The sequence below is a fragment of the Streptomyces sp. NPDC101118 genome (genome assembly GCF_044759445.1).
Lineage (GTDB): Bacteria > Actinomycetota > Actinomycetes > Streptomycetales > Streptomycetaceae > Streptomyces.
Genome location: NZ_JBIVZG010000001.1, coordinates 372,418 through 389,453 on the forward strand (window position 1 = coordinate 372,418; position 17,036 = coordinate 389,453).

12 protein-coding genes are annotated in these 17,036 nt (G+C 74.3%); 3 read left to right on the forward strand and 9 right to left on the reverse strand.

Annotation, left to right across the window (positions count from 1 at the left end; all coding sequences use genetic code 11):
• Positions 1 to 12 precede the first annotated feature (12 nt).
• The 3 genes from ACIQUQ_RS01640 to ACIQUQ_RS01650 all read right to left on the reverse strand — a co-directional run bounded on the left by ACIQUQ_RS01640 (position 13) and on the right by ACIQUQ_RS01650 (position 4,315).
• Positions 13 to 1,245 (reverse strand): hypothetical protein, encoded by a 1,233-nt coding sequence (locus ACIQUQ_RS01640; RefSeq protein ID WP_403969936.1) that lies wholly within the window; start codon positions 1,243 to 1,245, stop codon positions 13 to 15.
• 83 nt (positions 1,246 to 1,328) lie between these two features.
• A complete protein-coding gene (locus tag ACIQUQ_RS01645; RefSeq protein WP_403969939.1) occupies positions 1,329 to 3,113 on the reverse strand; it encodes a lipopolysaccharide biosynthesis protein in 1,785 nt (594 codons plus the stop codon).
• The gene (locus ACIQUQ_RS01650; protein ID WP_403970557.1) at positions 3,110 to 4,315 is read right to left on the reverse strand and encodes a glycosyltransferase family 4 protein; all 1,206 of its coding nucleotides are present in this window, start codon (positions 4,313 to 4,315) and stop codon (positions 3,110 to 3,112) included. Before ACIQUQ_RS01650 ends, ACIQUQ_RS01645 begins: the two co-directional genes overlap by 4 nt.
• Positions 4,316 to 4,487: 172 nt before the next feature.
• Here ACIQUQ_RS01650 and ACIQUQ_RS01655 point away from each other — a divergent pair, with 172 nt between their 5' ends.
• On the forward strand, positions 4,488 to 4,976 hold the full coding sequence (locus ACIQUQ_RS01655; protein WP_403969942.1) for an adenylyltransferase/cytidyltransferase family protein: 489 nt from the start codon (positions 4,488 to 4,490) through the stop codon (positions 4,974 to 4,976).
• 132 nt (positions 4,977 to 5,108) lie between these two features.
• On the opposite strand, the gene ACIQUQ_RS01660 is transcribed toward ACIQUQ_RS01655, so the two are convergent.
• Both ACIQUQ_RS01660 and ACIQUQ_RS01665 read right to left on the reverse strand, forming a co-directional pair.
• Entirely contained in the window at positions 5,109 to 5,840 is a 732-nt protein-coding gene (locus ACIQUQ_RS01660; RefSeq protein WP_403969945.1) for a CDP-alcohol phosphatidyltransferase family protein, read from the reverse strand.
• Between the two features lie 53 nt (positions 5,841 to 5,893).
• The gene (locus ACIQUQ_RS01665; RefSeq protein ID WP_403969948.1) at positions 5,894 to 7,105 is read right to left on the reverse strand and encodes an MFS transporter; all 1,212 of its coding nucleotides are present in this window, start codon (positions 7,103 to 7,105) and stop codon (positions 5,894 to 5,896) included.
• A 91-nt stretch (positions 7,106 to 7,196) separates the two neighbouring features.
• Here ACIQUQ_RS01665 and ACIQUQ_RS01670 point away from each other — a divergent pair, with 91 nt between their 5' ends.
• On the forward strand, positions 7,197 to 7,703 hold the full coding sequence (locus ACIQUQ_RS01670; protein ID WP_403969951.1) for a MarR family winged helix-turn-helix transcriptional regulator: 507 nt from the start codon (positions 7,197 to 7,199) through the stop codon (positions 7,701 to 7,703).
• Positions 7,704 to 7,856: 153 nt separating this feature from the next.
• Here ACIQUQ_RS01670 and ACIQUQ_RS01675 read toward each other — a convergent pair whose 3' ends face one another.
• The 4 genes from ACIQUQ_RS01675 to glgX form a co-directional block, all read right to left on the reverse strand.
• Positions 7,857 to 9,038 carry an RICIN domain-containing protein gene (locus ACIQUQ_RS01675; RefSeq protein WP_403969955.1) on the reverse strand — a complete coding sequence of 394 codons (1,182 nt, stop codon included), beginning with the start codon at positions 9,036 to 9,038 and terminating at the stop codon, positions 7,857 to 7,859.
• 383 nt (positions 9,039 to 9,421) lie between these two features.
• Positions 9,422 to 11,230, reverse strand: coding sequence for an ABC transporter ATP-binding protein (locus ACIQUQ_RS01680; RefSeq protein WP_403969959.1), 1,809 nt, complete (start codon positions 11,228 to 11,230; stop codon positions 9,422 to 9,424).
• Complete coding sequence (locus tag ACIQUQ_RS01685; protein ID WP_403969962.1) at positions 11,227 to 13,140, reverse strand: ABC transporter ATP-binding protein; 1,914 nt, start codon at positions 13,138 to 13,140, stop codon at positions 11,227 to 11,229. The genes ACIQUQ_RS01680 and ACIQUQ_RS01685 overlap by 4 nt, the downstream gene beginning before the upstream one ends.
• Before the next feature lie 51 nt (positions 13,141 to 13,191).
• Entirely contained in the window at positions 13,192 to 15,546 is a 2,355-nt protein-coding gene (glgX, locus tag ACIQUQ_RS01690) for a glycogen debranching protein GlgX (RefSeq protein ID WP_403969965.1), read from the reverse strand.
• 181 nt (positions 15,547 to 15,727) lie between these two features.
• Between glgX and ACIQUQ_RS01695 the strand changes: the two genes are divergently transcribed.
• Positions 15,728 to 16,927 (forward strand): Ig-like domain-containing protein, encoded by a 1,200-nt coding sequence (locus ACIQUQ_RS01695; RefSeq protein WP_403969968.1) that lies wholly within the window; start codon positions 15,728 to 15,730, stop codon positions 16,925 to 16,927.
• The last annotated feature ends 109 nt before the right edge of the window (positions 16,928 to 17,036 follow it).

The window sequence follows — 17,036 nt, forward strand, 5'->3', positions numbered from 1 at the left end:
CCGACGGCGGGGTCAGCCCTGGGCCGGGGTCGGGGCGGGCTGCGCCGGGCCACCCGATGGGCCGGCAGCGGCACCGGCGTCCGGGGCCACCCGGGAGACGCGAAACCACGCGGCACCGGCCTTGAGCGCAGAGCCCAGCGCCAGCCCCCACGCAGCCCCCGCCACCCCCCACACCGCGTAGCCGCCCAGCAGGAAGCCCACGGACAGCAGCGAGAAGACGACCTGCACCGACAGCGTGGCCTTGGGGCTCAGCACCCGCAGCGTCAGCAGCGCACACGTGCCGAGGCCCATCACCGCGTACTGCGCCCCGGTGGCCGGCAGCAGCGCGGCCGCCGTGTCCCAGGTGGCGCCCAGCAGTTCGCGGCCCAGCCGGTCCGGCAGCGCGTACAGGGCCGCGCCCCACCCCGCGCCCACCAGCGCCAGCACCCCGCCGAGGCCGAGCGTGGCGCGGACCACCGCGCGCTTGCCGCGGAACCGGCCGAGCAGCGGCGGCCCGAAGGCGTTCGCGGAGTTGAACAGCACGTTCAGCGGCCCGAAGAGAGTGGTCGCACCGCGCAGCGCACCCACCGCCAGCGGGGTGGCCAGCACGCCGAGCCCGAAGACGGCGAGCTGGCTGGAGCCGTTGCCCACGGCGAACTCGACCACGAAGCGGCGCCCCAGGTGACCCCGCCGCAGGTACGGGCGTATGTCCGCCCGCGCGCCCGCCGTGAACGGCCGCAGCAGCCACAGCCCGAGCGCCAGCGCCGGCAGCGCCGACAGGCCCCACACCAGCACCAGCCGGGCCGGCGAGGCCCCCTGGGGCTGCGCGGCCAGCGCGCCGAGCACGCACAGCAGCCGTACGGTGTCGGCGGCCAGCGCCCGGTGCGGCTGGCGCAGGGCGGAGAAGCAGTACCGCAGCCCGTCCTGGCTCAGCACCAGCGGGAGTACGGCGCCCAGGGCGAGGAACGCCCCGCCGGCCGGCCCGGACACGAACAGCCCGGCCGGCACCGTCAGCGCGCCGGCGGCCGCCGAGCCGAGGGCGGTGAACGCCACCGCGGACCGGCACACCGCGCCGGTCCCCGGGCCGCGCTCCAGCACCACGGTCTGGCCGACGTAGGCCATGTTGAGCCCGAGCAGCACGCTGAAGGCCACGTAGACCATCGAGAACGCGGCGAAGCCCTCGGCGGACGACAGCCGCGCGGCCAGCACCAGGACCAGGATGTTGGTCAGGCTGGACGCGGCCTGGTCCAGTACGGACGAGACCACCGCGACCAGCCGGCGGGGCTCACGGGGAGCCCCGCCCGCCGGTCCGTCCGTCCGGGGCCCCGGTATCGCGCCGGGGGCGGCCGTCACCGCTCGCCCGGGCGGACCATGCGCAGGGCGACCGTGTCACTGCCGTCGCCGGGGATGTGCTGCGTCGGGTCCGGCACCCGCTCGGCGTCCCGGACCTGCTCCCGCTCGCGGTCGGCGGCGGACGGCGGCGGCACGTGCTGCCGCCGCGGCGGTGCTGCGGCGGCCGGAGCCGGCTCGGGGCGCCGGCCGGCACCCTTGCCGCCCTTCCGGCCGCCCTTCTTGTCGGCCGGCAGCGCGCTGTGCAGCACCGCGCCCAGCACCGTGCCGCCCGCGCCGCTGATCAGCTCGCGGATGCGGACCAGGTCCGTACGGTGCACCGCACGCGGGGCGCAGACCACCAGGACGCCGTCCACACGGTCGACGAGCGCGAGCGCGTCGGCGTACGACAGGACGGGCGGTGCCAGCACCACCACGGTCGAGTTGGGGGAATCGGCCTCGGAGATCAGGCGGGAGGCCCGCTGCGAGGTCAGGGCGCGGGCGACGTTGCGCACGCGCTCGCCGGGGATCAGGTCGAAGGAGCCGGACTCGCCGGCGTCCACGACGAGCTGGCGGCCGTCGGGCCACTCGGTCTCGGCGGCGCCGGACATCTGGCTGCTCCAGCGCGGCCGGGCACCGGTGTCGGTGCGCAGCTGGCTGGCCAGCACCGGGGTGCGCAGGTCGGCCTCGATCATCAGCACGTCCTTGCCGGTCTCGGCGAAGGAGGCGGCGAGGTTCACCGCGACCGCGGCGGCCGTCTCGCTGGAGCCGCGCGGGGCGACCACCAGCAGCCGTCGCCGGTCGGCGAACCGGGCGTCGTACGCGAGCCGGAAGGCCACCGAGCGGTACTCCTCGGCGAGCCGCGGGTCCGCCTCGCCGGCCGCGAGCAGCGGTCCGCCGCCGGTGCGGTCGCGCGGCAGGTTGCCGAGGACGGGCGCGCGCAGGGCGCGGGCCACGTCGCCGTCGGAGCGGGGCGCGGGGTCGAAGACGAGACGCACCCAGGCCGCGAGGAGGCCGATGGCCAGGCCGACGGCGCCGCCGATCAGCAGCGACATGATCAGACCGGGGCCGTCCGGTGCCTTGGGCGGCGTGGCGGTGTTGGTGATCCGGCCCGGGGACATGTCCAGCGAGCCGAGCTTCTGGATGTCGCCGTCGATGCTGCCCTTGGTGCTGGCCGCCTCGGCCTTCTGGGTGTAGAGCGTGTCCCGGCCGGGGCCGTCGGGCGTCCGGCTGATCTCCTTGTTCAGGTCCTCGATGCGCTCGGCGATGGGCGCGACCTGCCGCTTCTTCGCCTTGACCATGTTGTCCCGCTGGGCCTCGTACGCGGCCTGGCGGTTCTTCAGGTACGCCTCGGTCATCGCGTTGGCCCGCTTGGCGGCCTGCTGCGGCGAGCTCGCGGTGTACGTGAAGCGCAGCACGAGGGTCTGCGGCGGGTTGGTGACCTGCAGGCCCCGGCGCAGGGCGCCGAGCTCGTCGTCGGCCACGCCGAGGTCCTTGGCGGCGTTCTTGGCGACCTCGTTGCCGAGGGCGGCCTGCCGCTCCGAGCCGATGTTGATCAGCTTGTCGGGGGAGGAGCCGTTCGCGTCGAACGGGTTCAGCGCGGGCGCCCGCAGCACCACGTCGGAGCTGGCCACGTACGTGTCGGCGGAGGTGATCCCCAGCCACGCGCCGCCGACCAGGCCGACGCCGATGCCGCCGAGCAGGATCCGCCGGTAGCGGGTCAGCTGCCGGAACTGGTCCCTCAGAAGGTCCGGTTCGTCCTCGCCCGCGGTCACGGCCGCGGCGGGCCGGTTCGTCTCCGTCACGGCAGGGGTCCCCCAAGTGCTTCGTCTATCAGTGCGTCGATCCGGGCCAGGCCCGCCTCGCGGCTGAGGTTCGCGGCCACGTGGCGCGGGCCCGCGGCGCCGAGCTCGTCGGCCGTGACCGGGTCGTCGGCCAGTGCGTGCACGGCCTTGAGCAGGGCGCGCGGGTCCTCCGGTGCCACGAGCACACCGGCGCCCGAGCGCTCGACCTCCTGGGCGGTGCCGCCTTCGGCCGCGACCGACGCGACGACCGGTCGCCCGGCCGCGAAGTAGGAGGTCAGCTTGGACGGCACGCTCATGTCCAGGACGGCCGCGTGCTGCGTGACAGCGAGTACGTCCGCCGCGGCGAGGATATCCGGGAACTTTCCGTCCTCGGCAGGGGGGATGATGTCCAGGTTGGGTACGTCAGCGGACAGTTCGGCCAAAGCGGAACGCTGACTTCCGTCACCCATCAGCACGAAGCGGACCCGCGGGTCCAGCCTGGCCGCCCCCACCAGGACTTCGAGGCCCTGCTTGAGGCCCATGTTGCCGGAGTGCAGCACGACCGTCTGGTTCGGCGCCCAGCCCATGTGGCGGCGGGTCTCGCCGCGGGGCGCCGAAGGGACCTCGACGTGCGACCAGTTCGGGACGAGGCGGATCCGCTTCGGGTCCACCCCCATCGCGACGACCTTGTCCACGAAGGTCTCGTGGATGACGCCGACCAGGGTGGCCCGCTTCAGCGCGTACGCCTCCGCCCTGGCGGCCAGCGCCGCGGCCTTGTCGCCGCCGCTGATCCCGCTCTGCGCGGCGGCCGCGCCCATCAGGTCCTGGACCACCGGGACGTACGGGACCTTCCAGCGCGCGGCGAGCCGGGCGGCCAGCACGCCGCCGGCCAGGCTGGGCATCTGCGCGAGGACCGCGTGCGGCTTCGGCATCCGAGGCGGGGCCACGGCGCCGTGCACCAGGATCGAGCCCTCGAAAGCGGCCCGCTTGACGGCGGTCTGACGGCCCGGGACCGTGTGCCTGCGCCGGTGCACGGTGACGCCCGCGCGCTTCTCGGTGCGCTGGAACGCCCCCTTGTACTGCGGGTCCAGCGACCACGAGGGGTAGTGCGGCATGCCCGCGAAGACGTGGGTGTCATGGCCGAGACCGGCCCAGTGCTCCGCGATCTGCGTGGCGTATGGGCCGATTCCGGCGTGTTCGGGTGCGTAGTTCGTGGACACCAGAAGCAGTGTTCTGCGGCCGGATATGGACACTGAAGGTCCCCTTCCCCCCTGGGTGGCGCGGCCGCCACCCTATTCGTTCACCCGCACGGTGCGGAACGTGCACGCTATCGTCTGATAATCCGCCGCACTGGGGAGTGCGGCCTCTGGGGGGTTATCGATGACGGAGCGAGACATGTCCGAAGCCGGTTCGTCCGTGCGCAAGCCGTACCGGGTCGGCTATGCCCCGGGCGCCTACGACCTGTTCCACATCGGACATCTCAACATCCTCCGCCACGCGCGCAGTCAGTGTGACTACCTGGTCGCCGGAGTGGTCTCGGACGAGATGGCCGAGCTGGCCAAGGGCCGCCGCCCGATGATCCCGCTGGTGGAGCGTCTGGAGATCGTGCGCAGCGTCAAGTACGTGGACGCGGCCTTCGTGGAGACGGTTCCGGACAAGCTGGAGACCTGGAAGCAGGTCCGCTTCGACGTGATCTTCAAGGGCGACGACTGGCGGGGCACGCCCAAGGGCGACAAGCTGGAGGCCGACTTCGCGACCGTCGGCGTGGACGTCGTCTACTTCCCGTACACCGTGCACACGTCCAGCACGCAGCTGCGCCGCGCCCTGGACGCGCTCTCGCAGCCGCTCGCGGCCGAGGCGTCGCTCACCGCCGAACTGCGCTGACCGGCGCCGGAGCCCGGGGACCGGTCCGGACCGGGGCCGCCGTTCCGCAGGCGGCCCGCCGCCCGGCGGACCACCGGGCGGCGGCCCGCCGGGCGGCAGACCGCCGGGCAGCTGCCCGCACCGGGCCCCGGCTCACCGCTTGACGGCGCTCAGCTCCCGGAACCACTTGGCGAGGAAAGCGACCAGGAACAGCACGGCCACCGCGCCGAGCGCCGCGTACGCCCAGCGGAACAGCCCGCCCCCGCCGAGCAGCAGGAACACCAGGCAGAACACTCCGTAGTCCACCGGCAGCAGCGCGACCGCGCGCAGCGTGGACGGCGCCGCCGCGGCACTGCCCGGGGCGGGCTTCGGCTTGAGCTTCTCGGTCAGCAGGCCGCCGAAGAAGGTGACGACGGCGGCGAACTGGAAGCCCAGCGGCACCAGCAGCCAGGCCTCGCCGCCGTCCCCGGATATGCCGTACGCCTCGGGGAAGCGGTAGAAGGCGATCAGCACGCAGGTGTGCAGCGCGGTGAGCTTGGCGCAGTCCACCACGTGGTCCAGCCACTCGCCCGCGGCGCTCCCGCTGCCGCGCAGCCGGGCGAGCTGCCCGTCGGCCGAGTCGAAGGCGAAGCCCACCGCCAGCGCCGCCCAGACCGCGACGCCCAGCCCCCACGACGGCGCGCTCAGCGCGACCGCGGCCACCGCGGCGAAGCTGAACGCGGCGCTCACCAGCGTCACCTGGTTCGGGGTGAGCCCCAGCGCGTACGAGCCCGCAGCCAGGTAGCGCCCGGCCGGCCGGTTCACGAACCGGGAGTAGAGCGACACCCCCTTGGCGGACTTCTGCGCTCCGCGCAGTTCGTGCAGCGCGGTCCCGACTCTGCCCATCGCACCGATCCCCTCGGTAGAACGCGGGTCCGAACCGCCCGCTTCGGCGCACATCATCGCAGGACGAGTCCGTTTTCCTTCACGGGATGTTCACGTACGTCCGGAAGCAGCAGTACGGACAGGTTCGCGGCGGCCACGAGGGCGGCCGCGACCAGCAGCGGCGCGGCGGTCCCCGTCACGGCGGCCAGCGGCGCGGCCACCGCGAGCCCCAACGGCCGTGAGGCGAAGGAGATCAGGGCGTCGAAGGAGCCCACCCGGCCCAGGGCCTCGGCCGGGATCCGGCGCTGCATCTCGGTCTCCCACAGCGGGCTGAGCACGCCGAGCCCGAACATCCCCAGGCAGTAGGCGGTTGCGGTGACCGGCACGGGCAGCCGCAGCGCCAGGGCGACCAGCGGCAGCGCGTACACCGCGGCGCCGACGGCCACCCAGGCCAGCGGGTTGCGGACCGGCAGCCGCCCGGCGGCCCACACGCCGGCGAGCATGCCCACCGTGCCGACCTGGGCGACGACCACCCAGGAGGCCGCGCCGCCCAGGGACTCCACCGCGATCAGCGGCCCCAGGGTGAGCAGCAGTCCGGCCGCCAGGTGCCAGACCCCGTGGGCCAGCACATTGGCCAGGAACCACGGGTGCCGCCGGGTCTCGGCCCACCCCTCGCGCAACTCCGCGACGAAGCCGGTGCGTACGGCCGGGCGCGCGGCACGCGCGGTCCGCAGCCCCCCGAGCGTGAGTGCGGACAGGGTGAACAGGGCGCCGGTCAGCAGCGAGGACCAGCCCGGCCCGACGGCGAGCATCAGGGCACCCGCCGAGGCGGGACCGGCGATCTGGGCCAGCCCGGTGGCCACCCCGAGCCGGGCGTTGACCCGCAGCAGCCGCTCGGGCTCGGTCACCACGGCCACCACCAGCGTGTGGGTGGAGGGCGTGCCGAAGGCCACGGCGGCTCCGGTCACCGCGGCCAGCACGGCGAGTTCGGGCACCCGGACGGGCCCGGCCAGCAGCAGCGCGCCGGTGGCGAACTGGGCGGCGGCCCGCACCAGGTCGGCGGCGAGCACCACCCGCTGGGCCGGGAACCGGTCGGCCGCCACGCCCGCGACGGGCAGCAGGAGCAGCATCGGCAGCAGCTCGCAGGCCAGCACCAGGCCGAGGTCGCCGGCCGAACCGGTGCGGACCACGGCCAGGGTGAGGGTGGTGGGGATCAGCGCGGTGGCGAAGGAGGCGAAGGTGCGGCCCGTGAGCAGCCGCCACGTTCGCGGGGTCATCGTGGTCATGACACGGAAGTTATTTCGGCAGCGAATCATTCGTCAACGAAATAAAAGGGTGCCCGGCGGCCCCGGAACCCCGGCCCCGATAATGGGCCGCATGGAAGAGGAGCCGCCGGGCGAGGACTCGGTCGACCGGCACATCGCCCGCTGGCGCGGCAAGGCGCCCTTCGACGAGCGCGTCGAGGAGATCGTCACCCGCATCCAGATGCTCGCCAAGCACGTGAACCAGGCCAAGGACCGTGCCCTCGCCGAGGTCGGGCTCCAGCTCTTCGAGTACGAGACCCTGCACCGCCTCGCCTCCCGCGGCGCCCCCTGGCGGGCCACGCCCTCCGAGCTCGCCGCCGAACTCCTGCTCTCCCCGGCCGGGATGAGCGGGCGGCTCGACACCCTGGAGAAGGCCGGGCTGGTCCGCCGGCTGCGCGGCACCGAGGACCGGCGCCGGGTGGACGTGGAGCTGACCGAGGAGGGTCACGCCCGCTGGGACGAGGCGATGCGGCTCCGGGGCGTGGCCGAGGACGCGATGGTCGAACCCCTCGGCGCCGACGAGCAGGCCGCCGTATCGGCCCTGCTCAAGCGGATGCTGCTGCGCGTCGAGAACGGCTGAACCCGACCGGTGCCGCGGGGCGGCCGGCTCCGCCCGCCCGCCGTGTGGTTCCCGTAGCCGTAGCCGTAGCCGTAGCCGTAGCCGTAGCCGTAGCCGTAGCCGTAGCCGTAGCCGTAGCCGTAGCTGCGGCCGGCCCGCCCGCACGCGGTGCGGTCAGCTGACCGCCTCGATGGTGAACAGCTGGCCGCCCTTGCCCGCGCAGCGCTCCATCACGGCCTCGGTGCCGGCCTCCCGGCCCGAACCCCTGATGCCCACGCACCCCTGGCCGTCGACGCGGAACACGTACACCCCGTCCTCGCGCGGCCCCGACGGCTCGACGTGGAAGCGGCTGCCCCGCGAGCAGTCGTCCATCGGCTCCAGCAGCCCGGTGCCGCCCGCGCCGTCCGCCTCGGTCAGCGCCCGCAGGCAGCCCTTGCCGTAGTCCGGGTGGTGCCACTGGATCTCGTAGAGGTCCCCGCCCAGCGGGTGGAGCAGGGTGTTCTGCGGTCCGACCGACGCGCACGGGCGCTGTACGGCGACCAGCGGGGTGTACCTCCTGTCGCGCACCCGGCCGTCCGTGAGGCACAGGGACCGTGCCCCCGCCGGATGGATCTGGACCCAGCCGGTGGGCAGGACCGGGTCGGCCGTGCTCCCCGTACCGCTTGCGGGGCCGCTGCCCTCGTCCCCGTCGGAGGCCCCCTGGCCGGCGAGCATCCCGGCGGCGGTGAGGGCGGCCGCGGCCACCACGGCCGCCGCCGCGGTACGCCAGGTCAGCCGCCAGGGCAGGGCCCGCGGCGCTCCGCCCGCCGCCGCCCGCGCGGTGAACTCCCGCCGGGGCGCCGCCTCCGCGGCGGCCGTACCCGTACCCGTGTCCGCCGTACCCGCGCCCGGCGCCCCGGCGCCGGACATCCCCGGAACGGAACCCGGGGCCGGCGCACCGGACGCCAGCGCGGCACCCTCCGTGCCGACAGCACCCTCCGCACCGGACGCACCGATCCCGCCCGGCACGCCCAGGACCCCCGCGGCCACGGACGGCGATGCCGCCGTGGTCCCGGACCCCGAATCCACGGCCTGCTGGCCGGCCAGCCCGGCCCAGGCGCCGACCCACTCGTCCATCCGGTCCGCGTCGCCGCAGGCCCGCACGAACGCGGCCAGCAGCTCCGGCCGCGGCAGCGTCCGCCCTCCCAGCACCCCGGCGAGCGTCGACCGCGGCAGCACGTCGCCGCGCTCCGCCGCCCGCTCCTCCAACTGCCGGTAGGTGTGACCCGAGCGGTCCTTGAGCGAGCGCATGAGGTCGACGAACCCGGCCGCGTCACCCGCCTCGTGGGGTGCGGGCTCCCGGTGGATCTGCTCCATGCGGCTCATCCTGCCCGAGCGGCCTCCCCGGACAAGGCCAGTTCCGGACGTTGCCTCCGCCGGCACGAGGCACAGCGCATATCCGGACACCCGCTGACCAGGCAGGACAGTTGTCCGGCGTCCGGGACAGCCAGAAGGTGTCGTGATTCCGGGCAGCCCGTGTCAATGTCTGTTCCGCGACGAACAGCCGGATACGGCCGCCCCCCGGTCTCCGGCTGGTTCCGTTCCCCCACGAACCCCGGGGTGCCCGCCACACACGGGCACCCCGGCTCGGGGGATCCCCAGCGGACGTCGCCACCGTCGTGGCACGGGGGTCCACGACGGCAGACCTATGGCCCGCCAGGGCCACCGGCAGGGCCGGGCGGACCGCCTCCGGTGCGCGCCTAGACCAGGCTGTCGCGCCAGGCGCGGTGCAGGTCGGCGAACCGGCCGGCGCCCGCGATCAGTTCGGCCGGCGTCCCGTCCTCGACGATCCGGCCCGCGTCCATGACCAGGACCCGGTCCGCGATCTCGACCGTCGACAGCCGGTGCGCGATCACCACGGCCGTCCGGCCCTCCAGGACGGTGCGCATCGCCCGCTGGACGGCCCGCTCGCCGGGCACGTCGAGCGAGCTGGTCGCCTCGTCGAGGATCAGCACCGCCGGGTCGGCGAGCAGCGCCCGCGCGAACGCCACGAGCTGCCGCTGCCCGGCCGAGATCCGGCCGCCCCGCTTGCGCACGTCGGTGTCGTACCCGTCGGGCAGCGCGCTGATGAAGTCGTGGGCGCCGATCGCCTTCGCGGCCTGCTCGATCTCCGCCCGGGTGGCGTCCGGCCGGCCGATGGCGATGTTCTCCGCGACGCTCCCGGAGAACAGGAAGGCCTCCTGCGTCACCATCACCACCCCGCGCCGCAGTTCGGCGGTGGACAGCTCCCTCAGGTCCGTGCCGTCCAGCAGCACCCGGCCCTCGGAGGGGTCGTAGAACCGCGCCAGCAGCTTGGCCAGCGTCGACTTCCCCGCACCCGTCGACCCGACCACGGCGACCGTGCTGCCGGCCGCCAGGCGCAGCCCGAACCGCGGCAGCACCTCGCCGCCCGTGCGGTAGCCGAAGCTCACCCTGTCGAAGACCACCTCGCGGCCCGGGTGGGCACCGTCCCGCGCCGGCAGCTCCCGCGGCGCGGCCGGCTCGGGCACCGACGGCACCTGCGCCAGCAGCCCGGCGATCTTCTCCAGGGACGCGTAGGCCGACTGGTACGCACTCAGGAACATCGCGAGCTGGTCGATGGGCTCGTACAGCCTCCGCAGGTACAGCACGCAGGCCGCCAGCACGCCCAGGTCGAGCGAGCCGGTCGCCACCCGGTACCCGCCCCACAGCACGATCGCCGCCACCGCGGTGTTGGCGGTCAGCCGGGAACGGACCACGTAGCGGGCCATCTCCACCAGCGCGTCGCCGTTCCGCACCTCCAGGTCGCGGTTGAGCGTACGGAACTCCGCCTCGTTCGCCCGCTCGCGCCGGAACACCCGCACCGGACGGATTCCGTTGAGCGTCTCGGCGAACTTCACGATCACCGAGGCCGTGGCCGTGGACCGGGCCGAATAGATGACCTGCGAGCGGCGCCGGTAGCGGCGCACGAAGAAGGCGAGCGGTCCGAAGCTGGCCACCGCGACCGCGCCGAGCCCCAGGTCCAGCCAGAGCAGCATCGACCCGATGAACACGAAGGACAGCAGCATCGACAGCAGTTCCTGGAGCCCCTCGCTGAGCAGCTCCCGCAGCGACTCCACGTCCGTGGTGGACCGGGAGATCAGCCGCCCCGAGGTGTAGCGCTCGTGGAAGTCCACGCTCAGCGCCTGCGCGTGGCGGAAGATCCGGCCCCGCAGGTCGAGCAGCACGTCCTGGTTGACCCGAGCCGCCGTGCGGATGAAGCCGTACTCGAAGACCCCCGAACCCAGCGCGCACACCAGGTAACCCGAGGCCACCGCGAGCAGCGGACCGTGGTCGCCGGCCCGCACCGCGGGCACCCCGCGGTCGATCGCGTACGCGACCAGCAGCGGCCCGGCCTGCCGCGCGGCCTGCTGGAGCACCAGCAGCAGCCCGGCCAGCGCCACCGTCCCGCGCCGCGCGGCCACCAGGTCCCGCAGCAGCGCCCGCGTCGCACCCGGCGGCGCGTCCAGCTCGTCCCGGTCGAAGGCGTCGCCCTCCGGCACCGCCGTCATCGTTCGTCCCCCTCTGCCCCGAAGGGCCCCGTACCCGACATCAGCCAGGCGTACTCGGCGTTGTCACGCAGCAGTTCCTGGTGCGTGCCCACGGCGGTGACCCGGCCGCCGGACAGCAGCGCCACCCGGTCGGCCAGCAGCACCGTCGACGGGCGGTGCGCCACCACCAGCGCGGTGGTGTCCGCCAGCACCTGCCGCAGCGCGGCCTCGACCAGTGCCTCGGTGTGCACGTCCAGCGCGGACAGCGGGTCGTCCAGCACCAGGAAGCGCGGGCTGCCGGCCACCGCCCGGGCCAGTGCGAGCCGCTGCCGCTGGCCGCCGGACAGGCTCAGGCCCTGTTCGCCGACCTGCGTCTGCGCCCCCTCCGGCAGTTCGTGCACGAAGCCGGCCTGCGCGGTCTCCAGGGCGCGGGTCAGCTCGGGCCCGCCCATCAGGACGTTCTCCGCCACGCTCGCCGAGAACAGGGTGGGTTCCTCGAAGGCCACCGACACCAGCGACCGCAGCCGCTCGCGGGGCATCGCGGTGATGTCCTCGCCGTCCAGCGTGATCCGTCCGGAGTCCGCCTCGTGCAGCCGCGGTACGAGCGCGGTCAGCGTGGTCTTGCCGCTGCCCGTGGCGCCGACCAGCGCCATCGTCTCGCCCGGCCGGACGTGCAGGTCGATGCCGTCCAGCACGGGCAGCGAGCCGGGCTCCGCGTCCGGGTACCGGAAGCTGACGCCCTCGAAGCGCAGCCCGTCCTCGCGGGGGCCGGCCCCGTCCCGGGCGCTCTCGCCCCGGGCGCTCTCGCCCCGGCCGCTCCCGTCCCGGGCGTCCTCGCCCCGCACGTCCCCGCCCTTGATCTCCTCGACCCGGCCCGCGGTGTCGTCCTCGCGGTCCGCGTCCATCGCCTCGAAGAACCGCTCGGTGGCCGTCGCGGCCTCCTGGCTCATGGCGAGCAGGTAGCCGATGGACTCCACCGGCCAGCGCAGCGCCAGCGCCGTGGAGAGGAAGGCCACCAGCGTGCCGGCCGTCAGGTCCCCGTCCGCGACCCGCACCGCGCCGAGCACCAGGGCCGCGCCGATCGCCAGCTCGGGCAGGGTCGTGATGACCCCGGAGATGTTCGCCAGCAGCCGGGCCTTGGCCAGTTCCGTGCCGCGCAGCTGCCCGGACAGCTCCCGGAAGGCCCGCGCCTGGCTGCGGTGCCGGCCGAAGCCCTTGACGATCCGGATGCCGAGGACGCTCTCCTCCACCACCGTGGTCAGGTCGCCCACCTGGTCCTGGGAGCGGCGGGCCACCAGCGAGTACCTCGCCTCGAACATCCCGCACAGCAGCACCAGGGGCACCACGGGAGTCAGCAGCACCAGCCCCAGGGTCCACTCCTGCGCCAGCAGGATCACGCAGCCCACGGCCACGGTGACCCCGTTGACGACGAGGAAGGTCAGCGGGAAGGCGAGGAAGAGCCGCAGCAGCATCAGGTCCGTGGTCCCGCGCGACAGCAGCTGCCCGGACGCCCACCGGTCGTGGAACGCCACCGGCACCCGCTGGAGGTGCGCGTACAGGTCCGCCCGCATGTCGGCCTCGACGCGCGACAGCGGCCGGGCCACCAGCCAGCGCCGGAAGCCGAACAGCAGCGCCTCGACGACCCCGAGCGCCAGCACGGCCAGCGCGCCGAGCCACACCCCGCGGGTGTCGCCCGCGGCAACCGGGCCGTCGACCAGCCACTTCAGGACGAGCGGGATGACCAGCCCGACGCACGAGGCGACGATCGCGATGAACACGGCCAGCAGCCAGCGCCCCCTGACCGGCCGCACGTACGGCCACAGGCGCAGCAGCGTGCGGACCGCCGACCGCTCGGGCGGCGCCGGATCAGGGGAAGTGGCCCCGGCCGGGGCGTCGGACGGGGCTGCTGGGGAGGCATCGAGGGCAGACATCAGGGGCGAGCCTACGGATCGCTCCTGACAGGGGACAGCGAATATCGGGCCTCACCCGGTCACCCGCCACAGCAGCACCGACCGCGCCGGAACCGTCACCGCCGCACCGCCCCGGTGGCGGTCGCCCGGGGCCTCCGCCTGGTCCTCCCGCGAGGTGTCCACCACCAGTTCGTACCCCGAGGCCCAGGGCGGCCCGGGCAGGGTCCAGGACAGCGGCCGGTCACCCGAGTGCAGCAGGGCGAGGAAGCTGTCGTCCGTCACCTTCCGGCCGCGCGCGTCCCGTCCGGGGATGTCCCGGCCGGACAGGAACAGGCCCACCGCCGCCGCCGGCGCGTACCAGTCCCGCTCCGTCATCTCCGTACCCGCGGGCGTGAACCAGGCCAGGTCCCGCAGCCCGTCCGCCTCCTGGGGCCGCCCCGAGAAGAAGGCCCGCCGCCGCAGCACCGGGTGGGCCCGGCGCAGTCCGGTCAGCCGGGCGGTCAGCGCGCACAGCTCCCGCCAGCCCGGGTCCTCCAGCAGCGACCAGTCCACCCAGCTCACCGCGTTGTCCTGGCAGTACGCGTTGTTGTTGCCGCCCTGGGTACGGCCCATCTCGTCGCCCGCCGTCAGCATCGGCACGCCCGTGGACAGCAGGAGGGTGGTGACCAGGGCGCGCAGCCGGCGACGCCGCAGCGCGGCGATCCGGGCGTCGTCCGTCTCGCCCTCCGCGCCGGAGTTCCAGGACCGGTTGTCGTGCGTGCCGTCCCGGTTGTCCTCGCCGTTCGCCTCGTTGTGCTTGTGCTCGTAGCTCACCAGGTCGCGCAGGGTGAAGCCGTCGTGGGCGGTGACGAAGTTGACCGACGCGTACGGGCGCCGGCCGCCCCACGCGTACAGGTCGCTGGACCCGGACAGCCGGTACCCGAGGTCCCGCACGTCGGGCAGCGCTCCCCGCCAGAAGTCGCGCACCGCGTCGCGGTAGCGGTCGTTCCACTCGGTCCACAGCGGCGGGAAGGCCCCCACCTGGTAGCCGCCCGAGCCCACGTCCCAGGGCTCGGCGATCAGCTTCACCCGGCGCAGCACCGGGTCCTGCGCGATCACCGCGAGGAACGGCGAGAGCATGTCGACGTCGTGCATGGACCGGGCGAGGGCCGCCGCCAGGTCGAAGCGGAAGCCGTCCACCCCCATCTCGGTCACCCAGTACCGCAGGGAGTCGGTGATCAGCCGCAGCACGTGCGGACGGCCCGCGTGCAGGGTGTTCCCGCAGCCGGTGTAGTCGGCGTAGCGGCGCTGGTCCGACTGGAGCCGGTAGTAGCCGCGGTTGTCGATGCCGCGCAGCGAGAGGGTGGGGCCCAGCTCCCCGGCCTCCGCCGTGTGGTTGTAGACCACGTCGAGGATCACCTCGATGCCGGCCGCGTGCAGCGCCCGCACCATCCGCTTGAACTCGCCCACCTGCTGCCCGGCCGTCCCGGAGGCCGAGTAGCCCGCGTGCGGGGCGAAGTAGCCGATCGAGTTGTAGCCCCAGTAGTTGCGCAGGCCCCGGCGCAGCAGGTGGTCCTCGTGCGCGAACTGGTGCACCGGCAGCAGCTCCACCGCCGTCACCCCGAGCCGCGTCAGGTGGGCGACGGCCGCGGGGTGCGCCAGCCCGGCGTAGGTGCCGCGCAGCTCGGGCGGGATCTCCGGGTGCCGCATGGTGAAGCCGCGTACGTGCAGCTCGTAGATGACCGAATCGGCCCACGGGGTCTTGGGCCGTACGTCGTCCGACCAGTCGTCGTCGTCATGGACCACCACGCCCTTCGGGACGTACGGGGCCGAGTCCCGGTCGTCGCGGACGGTGTCGGCGATGTACTGCTGGGGCCAGTCGCGGACGTGTCCGTACACCTCGGGCGGCAGCGAGAAGTCGCCGTCCACCGCACGGGCGTATGGGTCGAGCAGCAGCTTCGCCGGATTGAACCGGGCCCCGGTCCACGGGTCCCAGCGCCCGTGCACCCGGAAGCCGTATCGCTGGCCCGGCCGCACGCCCGGCACGAAGCCGTGCCAGATCTCGTGCGTCAGCTCGGGCAGCGCGCAGCGCGTCTCGGTGACCACGCCGCCCTGCTCGTCGAAGAGGCACAGCTCCACCGCCTCCGCGCCGCCCCCCGCCCACAGCGCGAAGTTCGTGCCCGCCACCCCGTCCGGGCCCACCCGGTACCGCGCCCCCAGCGGGGTCGGCGCCCCCGGCCACACCGCCGGCCCCGGCACGGCGGGCGCCGCGCGCCGGGACCCCGGCTCCGCACGCCGCCGCTCCCCGGGCCGCCGTTCCTCGGGCCGTCCGTCGTCGCGGCGGCCGTCCCGCACCTCCTCCCGTACCGCTCCGTTCACCCGCGGCACGGGCGAGGACTGTCCGCCCCGCGCCGCTGCCGCCGCCTCCCGCTCCGCTGCGCTCGACACTCTCCGGCCTCCCGCGGCTCTGGGTACCCGCGGAGGGGACGCGGCGTCCCGGCCGCGTCCCGCCCCCGTCTGGTCCTTCTCCCTGTCATGCCCGCAACTCGCCCCGCACTCACGTTTCCCCCGGAGGGCCGCGGTCGTTGGGACGGTCGTGAGAGATGCGAAGAGGCGGGCAGGGGCGGGCTTGGCCGCCGTGGTGGCCTGGGCGGGGCTGGTGGCCGTACTGGCCGGGTGTTCGGGTTCCACGGGAGCCGGGGGCGTCGAGGTCGAGCTGCCGGGCAAGGCCCTGGCGCCCCACGAGGCCATCCGGGTCACCCCGGCGGACGGGGCCAAGGGGGTGCCGGCCGACGGTCCGCTGACCGTCACCGTGCCCGAGGGCCGGCTGGAGCGGGTGGTGGTCACCAAGGTGGAGGACGCCCAGGAGGAGCCCGTACGCGGCGCCATCGCGGCGGACGGGCTGAGCTGGAGCCCGGACCCCGCGGCCGGACGGCTCGCGCTGGCCGCCAAGTACACCGTGGACGCCGTGGCCCTCGACGGCCACAACCGCCGCCAGGCCCGGCACACCAGCTTCACCACCTACGTGCCCGAGGAGCGCTTCATCGGCTACTTCAAGCCCGAGAACCGCTCCACCGTCGGCACCGGGATGATCGTCTCCTTCAACTTCAACCGCTCCATCGAGAACCGGGCCGAGGTCGAGCGCGCCATCACGGTCACCTCCGAGCCGCCGGTCGAGGTCACCGGGCACTGGTTCGGGGACGACCGGCTGGACTTCCGGCCCCGCGAGTACTGGAAGCCCGGCACGCAGGTGACCGTGGAGATGGCGCTGCGGGACGTCGAGGGCGCCCCCGGCTCGTACGGCATCCAGAACAAGACCGTCCGCTTCACCGTGGGCCGCTCCCAGATCTCCACCGTGGACGCGGCCGCGCACACGATGGTGGTGCGGCGCGGCGGCGAGGTGCTGTCCACCGTCCCGATCAGCGCCGGTGCCCCCAAGACGACCACCTACAACGGGAAGATGGTCGTGATGGAGATGTTCGACGTGACCCGGATGAACGGGCAGACCGTCGGGTTCGGCGGCGAGTACGACATCCCCGACGTCCCGCACGCCATGCGGCTGACCACCTCCGGCACCTTCCTGCACGGCAACTACTGGGCCTCCCCGGACACCTTCGGCTCGCTGAACACGAGCCACGGCTGCGTGGGCCTGCGGGACGACAAGGGCGGCGGCTCCGACACCCCGGCCGGCTGGTTCTTCGACCGCTCCCTGATCGGCGACGTGGTCGAGGTCGTCAACTCCAAGGACAAGACCGTCGCCCCCGACAACGGCCTGGGCGGCTGGAACCTCTCGTGGGCGGACTGGGTCGCCGGATCGGCCCTCACCTGAGAGTGATTGTCTGACCGGAATGCCGTAGCGGGGGAGTGTCGTCCGGCCGTCCCCGCCGGCTCCCGTCCACCCTGACCCAGGACGGGACGAGCCGCAGGCAACGGACGGA

Coding starts and splice junctions, on each gene's coding strand:
- ACIQUQ_RS01685 (WP_403969962.1), bottom strand. CDS start 13,140: ATGTCTGCCCTCGATGCCTCCCCAGCAGCCCCGTCCGACGCCCCGGCC.
- ACIQUQ_RS01675 (WP_403969955.1), bottom strand. CDS start 9,038: ATGGAGCAGATCCACCGGGAGCCCGCACCCCACGAGGCGGGTGACGCG.
- ACIQUQ_RS01670 (WP_403969951.1), top strand. CDS start 7,197: ATGGAAGAGGAGCCGCCGGGCGAGGACTCGGTCGACCGGCACATCGCC.
- ACIQUQ_RS01660 (WP_403969945.1), bottom strand. CDS start 5,840: ATGGGCAGAGTCGGGACCGCGCTGCACGAACTGCGCGGAGCGCAGAAG.
- ACIQUQ_RS01665 (WP_403969948.1), bottom strand. CDS start 7,105: ATGACCACGATGACCCCGCGAACGTGGCGGCTGCTCACGGGCCGCACC.
- ACIQUQ_RS01655 (WP_403969942.1), top strand. CDS start 4,488: ATGTCCGAAGCCGGTTCGTCCGTGCGCAAGCCGTACCGGGTCGGCTAT.
- ACIQUQ_RS01680 (WP_403969959.1), bottom strand. CDS start 11,230: ATGACGGCGGTGCCGGAGGGCGACGCCTTCGACCGGGACGAGCTGGAC.